Consider the following 17,441-nt stretch of genomic DNA (forward strand, 5'->3'; position numbering starts at 1 on the left):
CCTTCGCCGCGGCCGCGCACGGACGGCGTCCGGCGGCGTCGATCACGTAGGTTCCGGGCCATGCGCGGACCGGGAACGGGTGGTGTCCGGCCGCATCGACACGGGCACGCGGCGGGGGTCGCGCCGAGACGGTGAGACCCCCGCCGACCGCCCCCGGCAGGACTCGTCCGGCCGAGATTGCGATACTGGTTGTCGAAGATCGGTCTCGGTCCGGGCGCGCCCCGGGTCGCAGTGTCGGAGTTGTCGGATTTTCCAGACCCACGATCTCGCCTCGTCTGCCTGTTGCGGCGCCGCAGCGTGTGCGTCCTGGTGAGTGACTGGGCGTCCACCGGAGGTACCACACAGTGACGAATTCGTTGAACGGTGACAGGAAGGCCCACGGTGGTTCCGTGCTGCTGCCCAAGCGTTTTCACGCCAAGGTAGAGATCCGGTGGTCCGATATGGACGTGTTCCAGCACGTCAACCACGCCAGGATGGTGACGCTGCTGGAAGAGGCGCGGATCCCGTGGCTGTTCGAGGACGGCCGCCCGACCGCCGCGATGCGGTCCGGTTGCGTCCTCGCCGACCTGCACGTGCGCTACCGCGGACAGCTGCGCCACGAGGACACCCCGCTCGACATCGCGATGTGGATCGAGCGGCTGCGCGCGGTCGATTTCACGGTCGGCTACGAAGTGCGGGCCAACGGCGCGGCGCCGGATTCGCCGCCCGCCGTGGTCGCCACCACCCAGCTCGCCGCGTTCGACATCGACACCCAGCGCCTGCGCCGCCTCACCGAGCCGGAGCGCGAATACCTCGCCGAGTGGATGGACAAGTGACCGCGACGTGCTGAGCGCCGGTCCGCTGACGACAGAACGGTTGTGATGGCAGAGCAGCGGGTGCTGCACGTTTCCGATCCGGCCGAACGGGAGAACCTCGCTACCTTCCTGAGCAGGGTGGTGCGGCTCGACCCCGCCGCGGTGGTGCGGCTGCGCCGCCGCGGCGAGCGCTATGTATCCGCCTGGGTGGCTACGGGTTTCGAGGCGCTCGCGGTGCGCACGGTGATCGCCGAACTCGGCGTGGACGATGTGACCGTCGGCGCCGACTCGGTGCTGGCCGGGCTGAGTACGGGCAGCCCGATCGACCTGGGGTACTCGATGGACTCGGCCTGGCGCGGTGCGCTGCCGCCGGTCGCCGGATTCGCGCACGTCGACGATGTGCCCGCTCGCACGCTCGTCGAATTGGCCGAGCGCGGTGCGGAATTGGCCAAGAAGCACGGCAGCCAGCACGGGCCGCCCGCCTCGCTGCTCGACCAGACCGTGCTCACTGTCTCGGCCGCCGACACGGCGGTGGAGGTGCCGATGCGCGTCGTCTTCGCGCTCACCGCCATGGATTTCATCCCGCACTCCGGTGACAAGGCCGAGTCCCGCCGCATCCCGCCCGCCGAGATCGTCCGCGTGCGCGCGACCGCCACCTGGTTGCGTCTCGACGCGCGCTACGGTTCGGTCGCCCGCCGCCGCGCGGGCAGTATCCCGCTGCTGCCCAGCTGAACGCCCGCGAACGAGGACAGCGCCGTCGGCGAGACGACGCGGGAGCAATGGGCAGCGGGCCGGTAGCGCCTCGGCCGTCGCCGCGGCCGCCAGGATGGCGACCAGCAGCAGTGCGCCGCCACGCGGGGACCCCGCCGGGCCGGGCTGGTGTCGGCTGCGCCTCTAGTGCCGCGGCGTGGCAGGCGTGTCGCCGAGCCTGTGCGGCAGATCAGGAAACTCCGACGAGCCGCAGCGCGGCGGTAGTGGCCGCGGCGGCCAAGATGACGACAAGCAGCGGACTGCGCCGCCACGCGAGTACACCACCGACGACCACCCCGGCGGGCAGCGCGACGCCGACGTGCCCGGTCCCGAACGGCAGCGTCGTCACGGCCACCAGCGCGGCGAGCAGCACGACCGCGCCGATCTCGAGCAGTTGGCGCGCGCGTTCCGGGAAGCGCACGCGGCTGCGCAGCGCGGGTCCGGCCCAGCGGAACGCGTAGGTGCCCGCGGCGAGGGCGATCACTCCGGCGGCCAGCATCATCGGGATTCCCTCACTCCGCAGTCGCACGGGTCGTCGTTCGGCATATCGGTCTCGTTGTCGGCCCGCTCGTCGTCCGGGGCGCGCGGCACTGGCGTTGGCCCAGCGCATGCCGGGCTGCCGGTGCTCACGGAACCCGGCGCGTCCCTGGCGGTTCGTCCGAGATCGATCGCGGCGACGACCACTCCGGAGAGCGCAAGCAGCACCGGCAGACCCGCGGGCAGGAACGGCGCGCTGAGCACCGCGACGGCGGTGCCTGCGCACACCGCGCCGCAGGTGGTCCGATCGCGCAGCGCGGGAACGACCAGGGCAAGCAGCACCGCCGGAAACACCGCGTCCAGGCCGAAGACCGAGGTGTCGGGCACCACCGTGCCGATGAACGCGCCGAGCGCCGCGCCGCCCGGCCAGGCGAGCAGGACGCCGAGCCCGCAGGCCCAGTAGACGGCGCGGCGGCGGTCGGGCCCGGATTCGGCGAGCGCCATCGCGACCGCCTCGTCGTTCATCACGTGCACGCCGATCAGGCGCCGCCACCCGGTGCCGACCACGTCGGGCACCGACAACCCGTAGGGCAGATGCCTCGCGTTGACCAGCAGCCCGGTCAGGGTGGCGGCGATCGGATTGCCGCCCGCGGCGACGATGCCGATGAACAGGAATTCCGCGCCGCCCGCCAGCACGACGGTGCCGAGCAGAATGGGCAGCCACACCGGGAAACCCTCGGCCACCGCAGTCGTACCGTAGGACACGCCGATGACGCCGACCGCGAGGCAGACCGCCGCGATGCCGGACAACGTGTCCCGATCCAGTGTTCGCCATATCGAACGCATGTAGCTTATAGTGAACATGGCAGGCCGGTTCGTCAATATGGTTTTCTGTTGGGCGGTTCGGACTCGACGGGAGCTGGGAATGGCGCAGAACCACACGACGACGACGCCGCAGGCGGTCATCGCCGCCTCGCTGCGCCGCGAGCGCACCCGTGCCGGGCTCTCCCTCAGCGAGGTGGCCAACCGGGCGGGTATCGCGAAATCGACGCTGTCGCAACTGGAATCGGGGAGCGGCAATCCGAGCCTCGAGACACTGTGGGCGCTGTGCGTCGCGCTGGACATGCCGTTCTCGCGGCTGCTGGACCCGCCGCGGCCCGCCGTTCACGTCATCCGCGCGGGCGAGGGCCCCGTCGTCGCGGCCGAGCAGTCGGAGTACCGGGCGACGCTGCTCGCGTCCGGTATGCCGAACGCCCGCCGCGACCTCTTCCGCATCACCGCCGAACCCGGCCACCCCCGCGAATCGGATCCGCACATCCCCGGCGTCGTCGAACATGTGCTGCTGGCGACGGGCCGGGCTCTGGTGGGGCCGATCGAGGCTCCGGTGGAGCTGGGACCGGGCGACTACATCGCGTACCCGGGTGACGCGCCGCACGTCTTCGAGGCGCTCGAACCCGGAACCTGGGCGACGCTCGTCATCGAGTACGGCTGAACCTCAGGCGGCCCCTTCGCCGAGGTACTGCAACCAGAGCGGATCCAGGTCGGAAGTCGTGGACAGCAGCCGCCAGTGCGGGCCCTGCGGGGAGATCAACGGCGAACGCAGCGTCCAGCCGAGCTCGCTGAGCAACTTGTCGGCCTTGCGGTGGTTGCACGGCGCGCAGCTGGCCACGCAGTTCTCCCACGAGTGCTCGCCGCCGCGGCTGCGCGGGATGACGTGATCGATGGTCTCGGCCTTGCCGCCGCAGTATCCGCAGCGATAGCGGTCGCGGTGCATGAGCGCGGCCCTGGTCATCGGGACGCGGGCGCGATAGGGAACGCGCACGTAGGTGCGCAGTCGGATGACGGAGGGAACAGCCACCTCGGCCCCGGCGGAATGGACTACCGGTCCTTCGGGATTGTGGTGCACGGCGTCGGCTTTGTCGCAGATGAGCAGGACGACGGCACGGCGGGCGGACAGCGCGGTGAGCGGCTCGTAGGTGGCGTTCAGAAGCAACACCCGGCGCTTCAACCAGTTGGCGGTCTCGGACTGGACCGGCGTGAGGTGGTGGCCGTGATCGGCGCGAGGAGGCTCACCGGGGCGATGCGGCGTTCCCGGATGATGGTCGGACAAGATGTGCAGCGGAGTAGCCCCCGACCCACGATTGTGGACGTCGGCGGGCTTTAGTTGTCGGTGGGTCCTGGCCTCGTGTGACCGGCCATGCCGCTGCTTCATGTGGGTGACCCCGATTTCGTCAGCTTCAAGATCATGTGATATCTCCGCGGAGACTGCCACCAATATGACCATGGAACCCGCCTCATTGCACGGTGATTTCGCACAATGTTGGGTCAACTGCCGCTGAAGAGCCGCCGCTCCGCTATCTGGACCGCCGTCGCGCGGTCCGTCCTGCCGTGGCGGCTCGCTTCGCGACGGGCACAATGGAGTGCGGGATTCGACCAATCGAGAGGACCTGATGAGTTCGGGCGAGCAGACCACGACGTCGTTCTACGAGGCGGTCGGCGGCGCGGAGACCTTCCGGCGGATCGTGGCGGTGTTCTATCGCGAGGTGGCCGCCGACGAGATCCTGCGCCCGCTCTACCCGGAGGAGGACCTCGGCCCCGCCGAGCGCAGGCTGCGCATGTTCCTCGAACAGTACTGGGGCGGTCCGCGCACCTACTCCGACGAACGCGGCCACCCGCGACTGCGCATGCGGCACATGCCGTTCACCATCGGCCCGCTCGAACGCGACGCCTGGCTGCGCTGCATGCGGATCGCCGTCGCCGAGATCGAGCCGGACGTCCTCGACGACCTGCGCCGCAAGGCACTGCTCGAATACCTGGAGATGGCGGCGTATTCGCTGGTGAACGCGCCGATGTGAGCCGCTGCGCGGCCCCGGGGCGCGGAGATCGATTCGCTGTGAATTAGCCAGATAGTGGGACATGCCCTCGCCCGAGGGGAATTCGATGATTCTCTTTGGCACTATTGCGAACGTGACAGCTACACCCGCCGCGCAGGCGCCTGCGGATCGCAGTGACCGAGAGTGGTGGCGATCCGCCGTGTTCTACCAGGTCTACCCGAGGTCCTTCGCCGATTCCGACGGCGACGGCATCGGTGATCTCGGTGGCGTCCGCGAGAAGCTCGGCTATCTGGAACTGCTCGGCATCGACGCGCTGTGGATCTGCCCGGTGATGCGTTCGCCGATGGCCGACGGTGGCTACGACGTCGCCGACCCGCGCGACATCGACGCGCTCTTCGGTGGCATGGCCGCCTTCGACCAGCTCGTCACCGAGGCGCACGCCCGGAAACTCAAGGTCACCATGGATTTGGTGCCGAACCACACCAGCCGCGAGCACCCCTGGTTCCACGCGGCGCTCGCCGCCGCGCCGGGCAGCGCGGAACGGGCGCGCTACATCTTCCGCGACGGGCGCGGACCCCACGGCGATGAACCACCCAACAACTGGCCGAGCATTTTCCGAGGCCCCGCGTGGACCAGGGTCACCGAGCCCGACGGCACGCCAGGCCAGTGGTACCTGCACCTGTTCGCGCCCGAACAGCCCGACCTGAACTGGGAAAACCCCGAGGTCGTCGCGGATTTCGAGCACACGCTGCGCTTCTGGCTCGACCGCGGGGTGGACGGGTTCCGCATCGACGTGGCGCACGGCATGGCCAAACCGCCTGGCCTGCCGGACCTGGAGACCGTCTCCACCAAGATGCTGATCCACGACGACAGCGACCCGCGCTTCAACAACCCCGGCGTGCACGACATCCACCGGCGCATCCGCAAGGTGATCGACGAATACCCGCACGCGGTGTCCATCGGGGAGGTCTGGGTCGACGACAACACCCGCTTCGGCGAGTACGTGCGACCCGACGAACTGCACCTGGCCTTCAACTTCCGTCTGGCCGAGACCCCGTTCAGCGCCGACGCGGTGCGCCACGCCATCGACAACTCGCTGGCCGCGGTGGCCCCCGTCGGCGCCGCGCCCACCTGGACGTTGTCCAATCACGACGTCGAACGCGAGGTCACCAGGTACGGCGGCGGCGCGACCGGATTGGCGCGAGCCAAGGCGATGATCCTTGTCGAGCTGGCCCTGCCCGGGTCGGTGTTCGTCTACAACGGCGCCGAACTGGGCCTGCCGAACGTGGACGATCTACCCGAGGACGTTTTGCAGGACCCCCTATGGGAGCGGTCCGGGCACACCGAACGCGGGCGCGACGGCTGCCGAGTGCCGATCCCGTGGGAGGGCGAGCGGCCGCCGTTCGGGTTCACCGCGGCCGAGCGCTCCTGGCTGCCGATCCCGCCGGAGTGGGCCGGGTTGAGCGTGGAGGCACAGTTGGAGGAACTCGGGTCGACCCTCTCGCTGTACCGGATGGCGATCGAATTGCGCGGTCTGCGACCGGAATTCGCGGGTCCACGGATCGAGTGGTACGGCAGCCCTGCGGGGTGCCTCGCCTTCCGCCGCCCCGGCGGGCTGGTCTGCGTGCTCAACGCGAGCGCGGCGCCGATCCCGCTGCCGCCCGGCGAACTGCTGTTGGCCAGCGCACCGCTGTCGAACGGGCAGCTGCCGCCCGACGCGACGGCCTGGCTGGTCTGAGGCAGGGTCGAGCGGTGAACGGGAGGCCGCGGCCGGGTTCGACACGGGGCGAGTGGACGACCGGTCGAGCGTCTACTACACAGCATCGTCTACCGTAAGGCCGTGAGCATTCTCGAGACAGTGCTGATCTTCGTCGGCATCCCGCTGGTGATCTACGCGGCGATCGCCGGATTGTCGTTTCTCGGTAAGCCGCTGCCCGGCGAGAAGCCGGTTCACTTCGAACTGGGTCAGAAGTGGACCGCGGCGCCGGTGCTGTGGAGTGCGACCGACGAGGTGACCGGACACGGCCACCACGACACCACTCAGTCGCATGGCAGCCATGCGGCTATCGAATCTGCCCAGGTTGAGCTGATCGGAGGCCGGGCAAGTGGCAAGTTCTAATTGGCCCGCGGTGGTCGAGGCCGACCTCCCGCACGGGTACGCCCTCACCAGCAGCGGACGCGTGTCCGGTGTGCACGAGGCAGGCGACGTCTTCAAGGAAGCCCCGTTCAGCGATGAAGAGCGGCTCGCCATGGACAACGTGCTGACCGAGGCGACCAGGGCGACCAAGGTGCGCTTCAACGTCTACGTCGGCGATCTCGGCGCCGACACGGCCGCGGGCGCGGACGCGCTCTTCCCCTCGACCCCCGAGGCGGCGCGTTCGGTGCTCATCGCCGTCTCGCCCAACGAGAAGGCGATCGAGGTCCGCTCCGGCCACGAGGTGGCCGACCGCGCGAACGATCGCGTCTGCCAGCTCGGCCTCACCGCCGCGCTCAGCTCGATCCGGCAGGGTCAGCTGATCGACGGTCTGATCTCCGCGGTTCGCGTGATGGCCGCCGCCATCGGTCGCTGACCCACACGTCACCAGCGTGCTCGCGGCGCGCTCATCCGAATTCGGGTGAGCGCGCCGCAGGCGTTTCCGGGTGTGCTTGCGGCGCTGAAGGATTCGTGAATTGGGGGTTGTCGGGAACTCCGGGGCGCAGGCACGGTGGATGCATGAAGATTCTTGTCACGGGAGCCACCGGCAACATCGGCCGGAAGGTGGTCGATCACCTGCTCGCGGGCGGCGCCACCGACGTCAGGGCGTTGTCGAATCACCCCGAGCGAGCCGGACTGCCCGCGGGCGTGGAGGTCGCGCACGGCTATCTGCGGCGGCTGTCCTCGCTGCCCGCCGCGTTCGACGGCGTCGACCGCCTGTATCTCGCGCCGGTGCTGGAGACGGTGGACGAGGTCGTCGCGCTGGCGAAGGCGGCGGGCATCCGGCACATCGTCGACCTGTCCGGTGACGCGGACACCGACTGGCAGCCGATCGCGAAGGCCGTCGAGAGCTCCGGCCTGGACTGGACCCACCTGTACGCGGGCGAGTTCAGCGAGAACGCCGCCCAATGGGTCGAACAGATCAAGGTCTCCGGCGAGATCCGCGATCCCCACCCGGCGGCCGCGAACGCGCCGATCGCCATGGACGACATCGCCCGCGTCGCGGCGAAGGTGCTGCTCTCCGACGGGCACGCGGGCAACACCTACGAGCTGACCGGCCCGGAGACGCTCACCAGGGCCGACAAGATCCGCAGCATCGGCGCTGCCCTCGGGCGGGACCTCACCGTCGTGCAGGCCCCGCGCGACGAGGCCATCCGCCTGCTCGAACCGGCGATGGGGCCCTACGCGGAGTGGTACGTCGACGGGATAGCAAGCATGGTCGAGCATCCCCAGCGGCCCACGACCACCGTCGCGGACGTCACCGGCGCACCGGCCACCACCTTCGCGCAGTGGGCGCGGGACAACGTCGAACTGTTCCGTTGAGGGCGGCGCGATCACGGTCGCGCCCATGTCGCGGTCGGTCTCCACGGCACCCGCTTTCGACCGGTGAAGTGCTGTTCTGCCGCCGAGATCCTCCCGGGGTCGGGCGCCCCGCAACGAGAGGGCGGCGTCGTCCCCTTCTTGCCGGGTCGCGCCCTCTCGACGGGCACGGCCACGCTCGGGCGGTCGGCGAGATCGTTCATTTCCGCTGACCCGCGCACTCGGCCACCGACGCGGTCGTATTCTGCGACGGTGGCAGCGGAGTCGACGTCCGCCGCGCCTCCGTCGAGCGGAAGGCGCGCCCTGCTGGCGGTCTGCTCGATCGTGCTGGCGGCGGGCGGAGCGCTGACCCGGCCGTTCGGTTGGCCTGCGACCGTCCTGGTGCTCCTCGCGGGCGCGGTTGTGTTGGTCCGGGCGATACGGTCCCCGACCTCTGCCGAGCCGAAGGACGCTGCGGTGCGCCGGGGTACGGCGGTCTGGTCCGCGCTGCTGCTCGCGGCCGCCGGTTGGGAGGCGTACGCGTTTGTGCGCCAACCGGATTGGACGAAACCGAGCGACCAGCACCCGACCCTCTCGACGCTGCTCGACCCGGCACTCGAACAGGGCCCGCTGCGCTTCGCGGGCTGGCTGATCTGGCTGGCCGTCGGCTGGTGGCTGGTGACGCGATGACCGAACGCGCCGTCGTCGTCACGGGTTTCGCCGTCCTGCTCGCGCTGGCCCTCGGCCTGACCGCGCTCGCGCACCTGCGCCGCGACCTGATCGCCCCGCTGACCGAAGTGGCCACCGCAGCCCTTGCCCGCCGACCAGTGCGGATCATCGCCGCACTCTGCTGGGCATGGCTCGGCTGGCACTTCCTGGCGCGCTGAGCAGGTCGGTCGCACAGAGGCATCACACGCCTCACACAGGTGTCGACGGTGTGACGCGTCGACAAGATGTGTGGGTGTCGATTCGGCTCCGAGCAAGGGCTCGTCGTGGCGGATGAACGCACTGCCGCCAGGTGGTTTCACATGCGGATCAAGCGCCTCACAGGTGTCGATGCTGTGAGGTGTCGGAACGGTGTGTGCGGTCGATTTCGGGGCGGGCGGGTTTCGTCCGGTGGGGATGCGCGGCATCCCCACCGGACGACCGGGGCTACCTGGCGTCGAAGGCGCGGGCGCGCAGCGAGCGTTCGATGCCCGCCTTGCCCTCGGAGACCAAGCGGCGCAGGGCGGGCGGGTGGTTCTCGGCGAGGAACTTGTCCGCCACCGCGACCGCGTCGTCGGTGATCTCCCACGCCGGGTAGAGGCCGACGACGACGGTCTGCGCGACCTCGCTGGAACGGCGCTCCCACACGGCCGGGACCTCGGCGAAGTAGCGTTCCACGAACGAGCCGAGCAGCCCGCCCTGGCCCGCCGGGGCGAACCCGCCGACGATCGCGCGCGCGGTGATGTTGGGGACCGAATCGTCGTTCATCACCGTGTTCCACGCCTGTTCCTTGACCTCGGCGATCGGCCGCGCGGCCGACGCGGCCGCGGCTTGGCGCTTGCCCGCGGCGGTCGGGTCGTTGGCGAGCTCACGGTCGATGGCCGGGGTGGCCACGCCCTCGGCGTCGATCTCGCCCGCCGCGGCGAGCGCGGTGACGAGGCGCCAGCGCAGATCGGTGTCGACCGTGAGCCCGGCCAAGCCGAGCGCGGCCGGGTCGCCGTCGAGCAGTTCGCGCAGCACCTCGGTGTGCCAGGCCGACAGCCGCGCGCCGGTCAGCGCGTTGACGAAGGCGAGCTGGTGATCCGAGCCCGGCTCGGCCTCCCGCGCCAACTCCAGCAGCCGGTCGGCGAATGCGGGCCAGCCGACCGAGTCCGCCCACGCCGGGTCGGCGTAGCTGCCGATCGCGGTGTGCGCCTGCATGAGCAGCCGCTGCACCACGCCGATCTCGGATTCCGCGCCGACCCCGCGCTGGACGAGGGCGACGAAATCGCGGGCCTTGAGCTCGGCCTGCCTGGTCATCTCCCACGCCGCCGACCAGGCCAGCGTGCGGGGGAGCGGTTCGGCGATGTCGGCGATCCGGTTGACGAGCACGTCGAGCGAGTCGGCGTCCAAGCGCACCGAGCAGTAGGTCAGGTCGTCGTCGTTGACCAGCACGAACTTGCCGCGCGGCACGCCGGCCAACTCGGCTACCTCGGTGCGCTCGGCGGCGTCGAGGTCCAGCTCGACGCGGTGGGTGCGGACCAGCTTGCCGTCCTGATCGTCGTAGACGCCGACCGCCAGCCGGTGCACACGCCGCTCGCCCGCGCCGGGAGCCGCGCCCTCCTGGATCACCGCGAAGGAAGCGAACTTCCCGTCGGCATCGACCTGGAAATCGGGCCGCACGATGTTCAGGCCGGTGGTCTTGAGCCACTGGGCGCCCCAGGTGGACAGGTCGCGTCCGGAGGACTTCTCCAGTGCGCTCAGCAGGTCGTCGAACGTCGCGTTGCCGTAGGCGTGTTCGGCGAAGTAGTCGCGCAGACCGGCGAGGAACGGTTCCAGCCCGACGTAGGCCACCAGCTGCTTGAGCACGCTCGCGCCCTTGGCGTAGGTGATGCCGTCGAAGTTGACCTCCACCGCCGCCAGGTCCGGGATGTCGGCGGCGATCGGGTGCGTGGAAGGCAGCTGATCCTGCCGGTACGCCCAGGACTTCTCCACGTTCGCGAAGGTGGTCCACGCGTTGGTGTACTCGGTGGCCTCGGACTGGCACAGCACCGAGGCGAAGGTGGCGAACGACTCGTTCAGCCACAGGTCGTCCCACCACCGCATGGTGACCAGGTCGCCGAACCACATGTGCGCCATCTCGTGCAGCACGGTCTCGGCCCTGCGCTCGTAGGACGCGCGGGTCACCTTGGACCGGAAGACGTAGTCCTCGAGGAAGGTCACCGCGCCCGCGTTCTCCATCGCGCCCGCGTTGAACTCCGGCACGAACAGCTGGTCGTACTTGCCGAACGCGTAGGGCACGCCGAAGTTGCGGTGGTAGAAGCCGAAACCCTGCTTGGTCTCGGTGAAGAGGCGCTCGGCGTCCATGTGCTCGGCCAGCGAGGCGCGGCAGAAGATGCCGAGCGGGATCGAGCCGTGCTCGTCGGTGTAGGAGTCGGTCCACTTCGCGTAGGGGCCCGCGATCATCGCGACCAGGTAGGTGCTCATCCGCGGCGTGGTGGCGAAGGTGTGCACAGCGACGGAGGGCCCGGACGAACCAGCGCCGACCTCCTCGCGGCTGCCCGCTCCGTTGGAGACGACCTCCCAGTCGGCCGGCGCGGTGGCGGTGATGTCGAAGGTGGCCTTCAGGTCCGGCTGGTCGAAGCAGGCGAACATGCGCTTGGCGTCGGCGGTCTCGAACTGCGAGTACAGATAGACCTTGTCGTCGGTGGGGTCGACGAATCGGTGCAGGCCCTCGCCGGTGTGTGAGTACACGCAGTCGGCTTCGACGACCAGCTCGTTGCGTTCGGCCAGGGCGGTGAGCGCGATGCCCTTGGACTCGTCGTAGTCGGAGACGTCGAGCGCGACGCCGTTGAGCACCGCCGAGCGCACGCCCGCCGCGACGATGTCGATGAAGGTGCTCGCACCCGGTGTCGCGGTGAAGGTCACGGTGGTCTTCGAGCCGAACGTCTCGTCGACCGCGGCGTCGGCGCTGGTCGCCCGGTCGGTGAGATCGAGTTCGATGCGGTAGTTCTCGACGACGACCGTGGCGGCACGCTCGATCGCCTGGTCGCGGGTGAGATTCGGGGCAGACATGGAACTCCTTCGCTCTTCGACGAACACGGCACGGTGCGGGCTCGCGGCGGGATCGCCCACCGGGAGCGCGACAGCGTCCACAATGCCACCGGGCGGGTCCGCCCGCGCGGAACTTTCTCGCCAACCCTAGTGCGCGCGGCCGGACGCGTAGTCCGTCCTCGGACCGCGCGGGCCGTGGCGAATGCGGAGGTGCGTCTGATGTGCGCAGGCGGACGCCTTCGTCCTCGAACCGTGCACGGCCGGAGCGTATGCGGAGGTGTGGCTAGTGGGCGCAGGCGGGCGCGGTCCCGTTCTCGAACCGTGTATGGCCGCAGGGAATGCGGAGGTGTGGCTAGTGGGCGCAGGCAGGCGCGGTCCCGTTCTCGAACCGTGTATGGCCGGAGCGCATGCGGAGGTGTGGCTAGTGGGCGCAGGCGGGCGCGGTCCCGTTCTCGAACCGTGTATGGCCGCAGGGAATGCGGCGGTGTGGCTAGTGGGCGCAGGCGGGCGCGGTCCGTTCTCGAACCGTGCACGGCCGCAGCGCATGCGGAGGTACGGCTGGTCGGCGCAGGCGGCGGCACCGGCCCGCGCGGAGCGCGGCGGTATCGTTCCTGTGCAGCGCAGACACACATCGAGGGATTCGGAGGCTCCACGTTGAAGCATGTGCACGCCGGTAAGGTGCGCGACCTGTACGAGGACGGCGACACGTTGCTGCTCGTAGCCTCCGATCGGGTCTCGGTGTACGACGTGGTGCTGCCGACGCCGATCCCGGAGAAGGGCGCGCTGCTGACGCAGCTGTCGAACTGGTGGTTCCGTTTCTTCTCCGACGTGCCCAACCACGTGCTGTCCACCACCGACGTCCCGGCGGAATTCGCGGGCCGCGGCGTCCGGGTGAAGCCGCTGAAGATGGTGCACGTGGAGTGCATCGCCCGCGGCTACCTCACCGGATCGGGCCTGAAGGAGTACGAGCGCACCGGCACCGTGTCCGGCGTCGCGCTGCCGCCCGGCCTGCGCGACGGCGACAAGCTGCCCGAGCCGATCTTCACGCCCACCAGCAAGGCGTCCGAGGGTCACGACGAGCCGATCACCTTCGCCGACGTGGTGAACCAGGAGGGCCGCGAGGTCGCCGAGCAGCTGCGCGCCCGCACCCTCGACATCTACCTGCGCGGGGCCGAGCACGCTGCGGGCAAGGGCGTCATCATCGCGGACACGAAGGTCGAATTCGGCTGGGACGGCGACGTTCTCACCCTGGGCGACGAGGTGCTCACCTCCGACTCCTCACGGTTCTGGCCCGCCGACCAGTGGCAGCCGGGTCGCCCGCAGCCCTCGTTCGACAAGCAGTTCGTCCGGGACTGGTCCACCTCGACCGGATGGGACAAGGAGCCTCCCGGCCCGGAGATTCCGGCCGACATCGTGGACGCCACCCGGCGCAAGTACCAGGAGGCGTACGAGCTCATCACCGGCGAGAAGTGGGTGTCCGCCTGAGCGTCGCCAGGCACGCGCCGGTCCTGCGTGCTCAGGGCCGCGCGTCGTGGGGCCGGTCCGGGTCTCGGTCGCGCAGATGCTCGGCGAGGCGGTCGAGGTAGGGCCGCTGCCCGCTGACCAGTTTGTCGCGGGCGGCGGCCAGATCGAACCACTCGGCGCGATCGATCTCGGGGAAGGCGACGAGTCGGCCGGAGTGCGGCGGCCATTCCATCTCGAAGGTGCCCGGGTTCACCTCGGCCGGGTCGAGGTCGCCTTCGACCGCCCAGGCCAGCAGCCGCTTGCGGCCGCTGCTGTAGTGCACCTCGCCCATCGGGACCCATTCGCCTTCCGGCGCGGGTAGACCCAGCTCCTCGGTGAACTCGCGGCGAGCCGCCAGCGCCGCGTCCTCGGCGTCCGGTACGTATTCGCCCTTCGGGATCGACCAGGCGCCATTGTCCTTGCGCGCCCAGAACGGCCCGCCCATGTGGCCGAGCAGGACCTCGGGATCACCCGCTTCCGTGCGGCGGAACAGCAGGACGCCCGCGCTGAATGTCGCTGTCACACCAGCAGTCTGCCCGCCGGATCGCAGCATGCGGTCTTCGACCCGCGAGAATCGTGCCGCAGTACAGCGCATTTAGGCTCCGCCGGGATCGCCCACGTCGGTGCCGACCAGTCCGGAGGTCACGTTCGTCCGCGATCGTTGATGTTGGTGCCGCGCCGCTGACCAGCTCGGAGGACACGTTCGTCACGCCCTGTCCGATCGGTTCGCGGGGCGGCCGCGATCAGCGCCGCGCCGCCGACGCTTGGTGCAGTCGCGCCGCGCGCAGCGTCAGATAGTCGCGCTCCGGCAGGCTCGTGGTGCGCCCGGCCGCCGCGGTGTAGTGCGCGATGGCGGCCGCGTGGTCGCCGGCCATCTCGTACAGGTGCCCGCGCACGGCGTCCAGCCGGTGCCCGGCCGCGCCGAGTGAGTCGTCCAGGGCGTCGACCAGTTCGAGCCCCCCGGACGGACCGTGCACCATCGCGACCGCGACCGCACGGTTGAGACTGACCATCGGATTCGGCGCGATGCGTTCGAGCAGGTTGTAGAGGGCCAGGATGCGCGGCCAGTCGGTGTCCTCGGCGCGCAGCGCCTGCCCGTGCACTGCCGCGATGGCCGCCTGCACCTGGTAGGAGCCGGTGAGTCCGTGCGGGAGGGTGCCCGTGATCAGCCGCACGCCCTCGGTGATCATGGCCCGGTCCCAGCGGCCGCGCTGCTGTTCGGCCAGCGGGATCAGCTCGCCGTGCGGTCCGACGCGGGCGGGCCGGCGGGCATCGGTGAGCAGCATGAGCGCCAGCAGGCCGGTGACCTCGACGTCGTCGGGCAGCAGACGGTGCACGGCGCGGGTCAGCCGGATCGCCTCGCCGGAGAGGTCGGTGCGCTGCAATTCGGCGCCGGAGGTGGTGGTGTGTCCCTCGGTGAAGATCAGATACAGCACGTGCAGCACCGAGCCGAGGCGCTCCCGCCATTCGGCATCGCCGGGCCGGGCGAACGGACGATCCAGCCCCGCGAGGCGCTTCTTGGCCCGCGCGATGCGCTGGGCAATGGTCGGTTCCGGCAGCAGGAAGGCGCGCGCGATCTCCGCGGTGGTGAGTCCGCCGACCGCCCGCAGCGTCAGCGCGATCGCGCTCGCCGAGGACAGTGCCGGGTGGCAGCACAGGAAGAACATCGCCAGCGTGTCGTCCCGGTCGACGGTCTCGGCGCCCGGCGCCTCGCGATCGAAAACCGCTGTCTCCCTGCGTCGCCGGGACACCTCGGCGCGCACTGCGTCCGCCATTCTGCGCTGTGCGACCTGGACCAGCCAGCCGCGCGGATTGTCCGGCAGTCCCTCGGCGGGCCACTGGGTCGCCGCCGCCAGCATGGCCTCCTGCACCGCGTCCTCGGCGGCGTCGAAGTCGCCGAACCGGCGCACCAAGACGCCGAGGACCCGGGGTGCGAGTTCGCGCAGCAGGGCCTCGGCGCCGGGCGTGATCGTCACTGTTCGGCGGCGGGAGCGCTCATCACCGCGCGCACTTCGATGTACTCGCCGATCGGCTTGCCGCCGGGGCCGGGCGCGGCCGAGGCCTGGGCGGCGATCTGCAACGCGCGTTCGGGGCTGTCCACATCGACGATCCAGTACCCGGCCAGGAATTCCTTGGTCTCGGGGAACGGGCCGTCGGTGATCACCGGGGCGGAGCGGCCGTCGGCGCTGACCACCCGCGCCTCCTGCGGTCCGGCCAAGCCCTGCGCGTCGACCAGTTCGCCCGACTTGGCCAGTTCTTCGCCCAGCGCGCGCTGGAAGTCGATGTGCGCCTCGATGTCCTCTGGAGCCCACTCCGAGATCGGGGTGTCGCAGAAGGCGGCTTCGCTGTAGGTCTTGAGCAACATGTACTTCACGGTCGGCTCCTCGCGTATCGGCGCGCCCCTTCGGCGCTCTCGCAGGTAGGTCGGAACGGAGCGCCGCGCTTCGACACGTCACGCGCGCGGTCCTCGGTGATCTGGATCACAGGGGAGTCGAGGTGTCCGCGAGACGGTCGGGATCGACCGGTTCGCCCGCGGTGATCAGCTCCTTGATCCGGTCGGTCACGTCCCACACGTTGACGTTCATGCCCGCCAGCACCCGGTTCTGCGAGTCCAGCCAGAACGCGACGAACTCGCGCCCGTCCAGATCGCCGCGCACCACCACGTGGTCGTACCCGCCCGGCGCGGCGTAGCCGGTGTACTCCATGCCCAGGTCGTACTGATCGGTGAAGAAATAAGGCAGCCGGTCGTAGGTCGCGGATTTGCCGAGCATGGTCGCGGCCGCGACAGCGGGCTGGTTGAGCGCGTTGGCCCAGTGCTCCACCCGGATGCGGCGGTCGAGTCCGGGATGCTGCTGTTCGGCGATGTCGCCGACGGCGACGATGTCCGGATCGCTGGTGACCAGGCTCGCGTCGACGAGCACGCCCTTGTCCACCTCGAGCCCCGCCGCCGCGGCGATCTCGATATTCGGCTTGGCGCCCACCGCGACGAGCACTGCATCGGCGGCGACGGTCGTCCCGTCGGCCAGCCGCAGCCCGTCGGCGATGTCCGTCGCGATGCCCTCGTGCGTGGTGATCGCCTCGACCTGGGCGCCGAGGCGGAGATCGACGCCGTGCGCGCGGTGCAGATCGGCGAAGACCGAGCCCATCTCGGGCCCGAGCGCGCCGAGCAGTGGCTGTTCGGCGGTCTCCACCACGGTGACCTCGACCCCGGCGGCGCGTGCCGCCGCCGCCACCTCGAGACCGATCCAGCCCGCGCCGATGATGGCGAGCCGATCGCTCTGGCCGAACAGCTCGATGAGAGTGTCGGAGTCCTCGATGAAGCGCAGCGTGTAGACGTTGGGGGCGTCGGCGCCCGGCAGTGGCAGGGTGCGCGGTGTCGATCCGGTGGCCAGCGCCAGCTTGTCGTAGGCGAGGGTGGAGTCGTCCGGCAGCGTGATCGTCTTCGCGTCTCGATCGATCCCGGTGACAGTGGTGCCGAGCAGCAGCTCCACGTGGTGATCGCGGTACCACTGGGCCGGATCGACGGTGAAATCGGCGAGCTGCTTCTTGCCGAACAGGTGTTCCTTGGACAGCGGAGGTCGTTCGTAGGGCAGATGTTCCTCGGCGCTGACGAGGGTGATCGTCCCGTCGAAGTCGTTGTCGCGCAGGGCTTCCGCCAGCTTGGCCGCGGCGAGCCCGCCGCCGACGATCACGAAACGCCGATCCGAGGTCATGGCGGACTCCTTCTCAGGGGAGGGAACGCGTGCCCACTCGAGCCTACTGTCGGCGGGGGTTTCGCAACGCGGTATCCGGACATGATCCGGACCGGGAACGAATCGCCGGGCGCCGTGGTTGGTTCCGGATAACGGCGCT

At 70.1% G+C, this 17,441-nt stretch carries 19 protein-coding genes; 11 read left to right on the forward strand and 8 right to left on the reverse strand.

The window, feature by feature from the left end; translation table 11 throughout:
* The first annotated feature begins 389 nt into the window (after positions 1–389).
* Entirely contained in the window at positions 390–815 is a 426-nt protein-coding gene (locus tag AC3EO7_RS19840) for an acyl-CoA thioesterase (protein WP_431963561.1), read from the forward strand.
* 45 nt (positions 816–860) lie between these two features.
* Entirely contained in the window at positions 861–1,526 is a 666-nt protein-coding gene (locus AC3EO7_RS19845) for a DUF8185 domain-containing protein (RefSeq protein ID WP_431962594.1), read from the forward strand.
* Positions 1,527–1,734: 208 nt separating this feature from the next.
* Here the strand turns inward: AC3EO7_RS19845 and AC3EO7_RS19850 are convergent, their stop codons facing one another.
* The gene (locus AC3EO7_RS19850) at positions 1,735–2,046 is read right to left on the reverse strand and encodes an AzlD domain-containing protein (RefSeq protein ID WP_435592036.1); all 312 of its coding nucleotides are present in this window, start codon (positions 2,044–2,046) and stop codon (positions 1,735–1,737) included.
* A complete protein-coding gene (locus AC3EO7_RS19855; RefSeq protein ID WP_435592037.1) occupies positions 2,043–2,867 on the reverse strand; it encodes an AzlC family ABC transporter permease in 825 nt (274 codons plus the stop codon). The genes AC3EO7_RS19850 and AC3EO7_RS19855 overlap by 4 nt, the downstream gene beginning before the upstream one ends.
* A gap of 79 nt (positions 2,868–2,946) precedes the next feature.
* On the opposite strand from AC3EO7_RS19855, the gene AC3EO7_RS19860 reads away from it, so the two are divergent.
* Complete coding sequence (locus AC3EO7_RS19860; RefSeq protein ID WP_435592038.1) at positions 2,947–3,513, forward strand: helix-turn-helix domain-containing protein; 567 nt, start codon at positions 2,947–2,949, stop codon at positions 3,511–3,513.
* A gap of 3 nt (positions 3,514–3,516) precedes the next feature.
* Here the strand turns inward: AC3EO7_RS19860 and AC3EO7_RS19865 are convergent, their stop codons facing one another.
* Positions 3,517–4,233, reverse strand: a complete 717-nt coding sequence (locus AC3EO7_RS19865; RefSeq protein ID WP_431963563.1) for an HNH endonuclease — start codon at positions 4,231–4,233, stop codon at positions 3,517–3,519.
* Positions 4,234–4,471: 238 nt separating this feature from the next.
* On the opposite strand from AC3EO7_RS19865, the gene AC3EO7_RS19870 reads away from it, so the two are divergent.
* The 7 genes from AC3EO7_RS19870 to AC3EO7_RS19900 all read left to right on the forward strand — a co-directional run bounded on the left by AC3EO7_RS19870 (position 4,472) and on the right by AC3EO7_RS19900 (position 9,235).
* Positions 4,472–4,876, forward strand: coding sequence for a globin (locus tag AC3EO7_RS19870; RefSeq protein WP_431962602.1), 405 nt, complete (start codon positions 4,472–4,474; stop codon positions 4,874–4,876).
* 85 nt (positions 4,877–4,961) lie between these two features.
* On the forward strand, positions 4,962–6,593 hold the full coding sequence (locus tag AC3EO7_RS19875) for a glycoside hydrolase family 13 protein (RefSeq protein WP_435592039.1): 1,632 nt from the start codon (positions 4,962–4,964) through the stop codon (positions 6,591–6,593).
* A gap of 102 nt (positions 6,594–6,695) precedes the next feature.
* The gene (ctaJ, locus tag AC3EO7_RS19880; protein ID WP_431962606.1) at positions 6,696–6,974 is read left to right on the forward strand and encodes an aa3-type cytochrome oxidase subunit CtaJ; all 279 of its coding nucleotides are present in this window, start codon (positions 6,696–6,698) and stop codon (positions 6,972–6,974) included.
* The gene (locus tag AC3EO7_RS19885) at positions 6,961–7,425 is read left to right on the forward strand and encodes a DUF5130 domain-containing protein (protein ID WP_431962608.1); all 465 of its coding nucleotides are present in this window, start codon (positions 6,961–6,963) and stop codon (positions 7,423–7,425) included. The genes ctaJ and AC3EO7_RS19885 overlap by 14 nt, the downstream gene beginning before the upstream one ends.
* Positions 7,426–7,568: 143 nt before the next feature.
* Positions 7,569–8,372, forward strand: coding sequence for an NAD(P)H-binding protein (locus tag AC3EO7_RS19890; RefSeq protein ID WP_435592040.1), 804 nt, complete (start codon positions 7,569–7,571; stop codon positions 8,370–8,372).
* A 249-nt stretch (positions 8,373–8,621) separates the two neighbouring features.
* Entirely contained in the window at positions 8,622–9,038 is a 417-nt protein-coding gene (locus tag AC3EO7_RS19895) for a hypothetical protein (protein WP_435592041.1), read from the forward strand.
* Positions 9,035–9,235 (forward strand): DUF6186 family protein, encoded by a 201-nt coding sequence (locus AC3EO7_RS19900; RefSeq protein WP_431962614.1) that lies wholly within the window; start codon positions 9,035–9,037, stop codon positions 9,233–9,235. The genes AC3EO7_RS19895 and AC3EO7_RS19900 overlap by 4 nt, the downstream gene beginning before the upstream one ends.
* 265 nt (positions 9,236–9,500) lie before the next feature.
* On the opposite strand, the gene pepN is transcribed toward AC3EO7_RS19900, so the two are convergent.
* Complete coding sequence (gene pepN / locus AC3EO7_RS19905) at positions 9,501–12,107, reverse strand: aminopeptidase N (protein WP_431962616.1); 2,607 nt, start codon at positions 12,105–12,107, stop codon at positions 9,501–9,503.
* Between the two features lie 633 nt (positions 12,108–12,740).
* Here pepN and AC3EO7_RS19910 point away from each other — a divergent pair.
* Positions 12,741–13,571 (forward strand): phosphoribosylaminoimidazolesuccinocarboxamide synthase, encoded by an 831-nt coding sequence (locus AC3EO7_RS19910; RefSeq protein WP_435592042.1) that lies wholly within the window; start codon positions 12,741–12,743, stop codon positions 13,569–13,571.
* Positions 13,572–13,602: 31 nt separating this feature from the next.
* Here the strand turns inward: AC3EO7_RS19910 and AC3EO7_RS19915 are convergent, their stop codons facing one another.
* The 4 genes from AC3EO7_RS19915 to AC3EO7_RS19930 all read right to left on the reverse strand — a co-directional run bounded on the left by AC3EO7_RS19915 (position 13,603) and on the right by AC3EO7_RS19930 (position 17,302).
* Complete coding sequence (locus AC3EO7_RS19915) at positions 13,603–14,142, reverse strand: NUDIX hydrolase (RefSeq protein WP_431963565.1); 540 nt, start codon at positions 14,140–14,142, stop codon at positions 13,603–13,605.
* Positions 14,143–14,332: 190 nt separating this feature from the next.
* Positions 14,333–15,565: an RNA polymerase sigma factor gene (locus AC3EO7_RS19920; RefSeq protein ID WP_435592043.1), complete on the reverse strand. Its 1,233-nt coding sequence runs from the start codon at positions 15,563–15,565 to the stop codon at positions 14,333–14,335.
* Positions 15,562–15,963, reverse strand: coding sequence for a YciI family protein (locus tag AC3EO7_RS19925; protein WP_431962622.1), 402 nt, complete (start codon positions 15,961–15,963; stop codon positions 15,562–15,564). Before AC3EO7_RS19925 ends, AC3EO7_RS19920 begins: the two co-directional genes overlap by 4 nt.
* A gap of 106 nt (positions 15,964–16,069) precedes the next feature.
* Complete coding sequence (locus AC3EO7_RS19930) at positions 16,070–17,302, reverse strand: NAD(P)/FAD-dependent oxidoreductase (RefSeq protein WP_435592044.1); 1,233 nt, start codon at positions 17,300–17,302, stop codon at positions 16,070–16,072.
* Positions 17,303–17,441: the final 139 nt, after the last annotated feature.

It is taken from the genome of Nocardia sp. bgisy118 (assembly GCF_057708605.1).